The 2,607-nt window shown below is 35.7% G+C and carries 2 protein-coding genes; both read left to right on the forward strand.

The features are described from left to right. The first annotated feature begins 436 nt into the window (after positions 1–436). Entirely contained in the window at positions 437–1,318 is an 882-nt protein-coding gene (locus DS885_RS16975) for a helix-turn-helix domain-containing protein (protein WP_113820580.1), read from the forward strand. Between the two features lie 111 nt (positions 1,319–1,429). Beyond that, a partial coding sequence (locus DS885_RS16980) for a TonB-dependent siderophore receptor (protein ID WP_113820581.1) occupies positions 1,430–2,607 on the forward strand: 1,178 nt, incomplete at its 3' end.

Below are 2,607 nucleotides of genomic sequence, written 5' to 3' on the forward strand. Positions count from 1 at the left end.
TTCGTTGTAAGTTTCGTAAAAAGCAGCTGTTACTCAGGTGCTTTTTTGTTCTTTAAACAGAGTTATTTAGCATATTGATACAGTCATATGCAATGCACCATTAGTAGTTCTATTTTGTGTGTGATTAGTATCATTGCTGCACTTTGGGTTAAATTTTATATGAAACGTAATCTATTTGAACCTGACATGAGTTAATCTAATTAACTATATAAGTTTTTATTTTAATTAAAGATAAGAACTTATATCTGTTTGAACTTCCAGTTGATATTCCGATAGTTTACTTTTCTATATTAAAATTTTATTTAACCCCGTAAACTCAACCCTGTATAGTAAGCACTCTTTAAATGATAGTCATTTGTATTAGCTACTAATAGGGCTATACCTTTGTTTATCATGATTAATGAGTGATTAGCAATATAAGGAAGCAGAGTTTCTCGTGAAAGGACCAACCAACAACTCATTGAATCGTATCGAGTCGGTACTTGATTATATTGAAAATTCATTGCATCTCCCACTTTCATTAGAAGATCTTGCCAGCAAAAGTTGTTGGTCTCGGTGGCAATTACAACGGATTTTTCAAGAGTATACCCAGCAAAATGTAGCTAGCTATGTTCGCCAACAAAAATTATCAAAAGCAGCCGAGTTAGTGTTAGCTAATGGTAATAGAATGATCGATATTGCTTATATGCTAGGTTTTGGTTCGGAAATTTCATTTAGTCGTGCATTTAAATCCTATTTTAATATGAGTCCTAAACAATATCAGAAACGTGGACTAAGAATGGGAATTAAAAAACCTTTGACTAAAAGCCCGTTTACGGAATCTCAATTAAACTCCTTGTTTGTGCAGATACGCATAGAGCATTTACCTAACATGACCATATACGGTGTAGAAAATAAAATTAAAGGGATCGCTTCTGCTGCACCTGATTATATGAACACTGTGCCTGATACATGGAAAAAGTTTGAAACATTTTCCAAAGCACAACATATTGTCACGGACCAATACTTTGGGGTGATTAGTGCTGATGATGCCGAGCAAGAAGGGCAACTAACTTATTTAGCGGGGACTGCCATTCCACTACAAGAAGCAGCGCATATTGATTTAACCGATCAAGATTATGCCGTCCTCTCCTTTGAGGGTCCAACAGAAATGTTTGCGAAGATAGTCGAATGGTTTGTCTTTTTTTGGTTACCTAACTCAGAGTATGAATTATGGGATGGTCATGAGTTAGAGGTTTACAAAAAGCAAATAGATAAATCAAGACTAGACGTTGAATATTGGTTACCTATTTTACAAAAAGCGACAGTCAAAAAGTAAAAATAGTTCATTTCGACATATACTTTGCACCAAATTGTTAAGTTTTTCATTTATAAATTGATAATATCTAAATAATAATCATTATCAAATAAATGGAAGCAATAGATTATCATGACTACTCCAAATGGAACCAAGTATTTCAAACCAACTACCTTAGCATCTGTTATTGCCGTCGCTTTATTTAGCTCACACATTGTTGCTGCTGAGCAATCTGACAATGTAACTGAATTAGATACTATCTCGGTTATGGGTAAAGCATATCGAAATACTGCGACTAAAACGTCATTAACACCAGAAGAAACCCCTCAAGCTATTAATGTTATTGATGCCGAGTTATTAGCAGAACGAAGTGCACAGTCTCTTAATGAAGCACTACGTTATACACCAGGTGTTATTACTGAGACTAAAGGTGGCGCAGTGACTATGTACGATACCTTTATGATCCGAGGTTTTTCTAGTAGCCAAAGTTACTATGACGGCTTAATGCTTCAACAACTGACAGGTTGGAATCTTCAACCGCAAATAGATCCTATTGCATTACAGCAGGTTGAAGTATTTAAAGGACCGACATCGGTATTGTATGGTTCAATGCCACCGGGTGGTATGGTCAATATGATCGCTAAAGCCCCTCAAGTTGAATCTAAAACTGACATTGGTGTGAAAGTGGGCACTAGTGATATGAAGCAATTTTCTATCGATTCTACAGGTCAGATTGGTGATAGTGATGTCTCTTATCGTTTCATTGGCCTTGCACGTAAAAAAGATGGGCAAGTAGACACAACAGGCGAAGAACGTTACCTATTAGCACCTTCTATTACTTGGGACATTACGGAAAAAGACTCACTTAATTTAAATGTGTATTATCAAAATGATCCCGATATGGGCATGAACTCAGCCATTCCTTCTTCAGGCTCACTGTATGACAATGAGAATGGGACAACTAGCACAAGTACGTTTGTAGGGGATGAGAATTGGAGTACTTATGAACGTGAAGTATTAATGTTAGGTTATAAATTTAGCCATGACTTTAATTCAAATTGGACATTCTTACAAAATGCACGTTATACCAAAGCTGACTTATATCAAGAGAACACTTACCACTATGCATCTTATGATGAAACAACTGGCGATCTTGAAAGATACATTTATAGTACAGATGAAAGTTCAGAAGCTTATGCAATAGACAATCAATTATCCGGTGTCATTGATATTGCTGGCATTAAACATAATGTGCTGTTAGGTATTGATTATCGCCAATTGAAAGGTGATTCAGCTTATGATTATTACGG

The sequence above is a fragment of the Psychromonas sp. B3M02 genome, from assembly GCF_003318165.1.
In the GTDB taxonomy this organism is placed as follows: Bacteria; Pseudomonadota; Gammaproteobacteria; order Enterobacterales; family Psychromonadaceae; genus Psychromonas.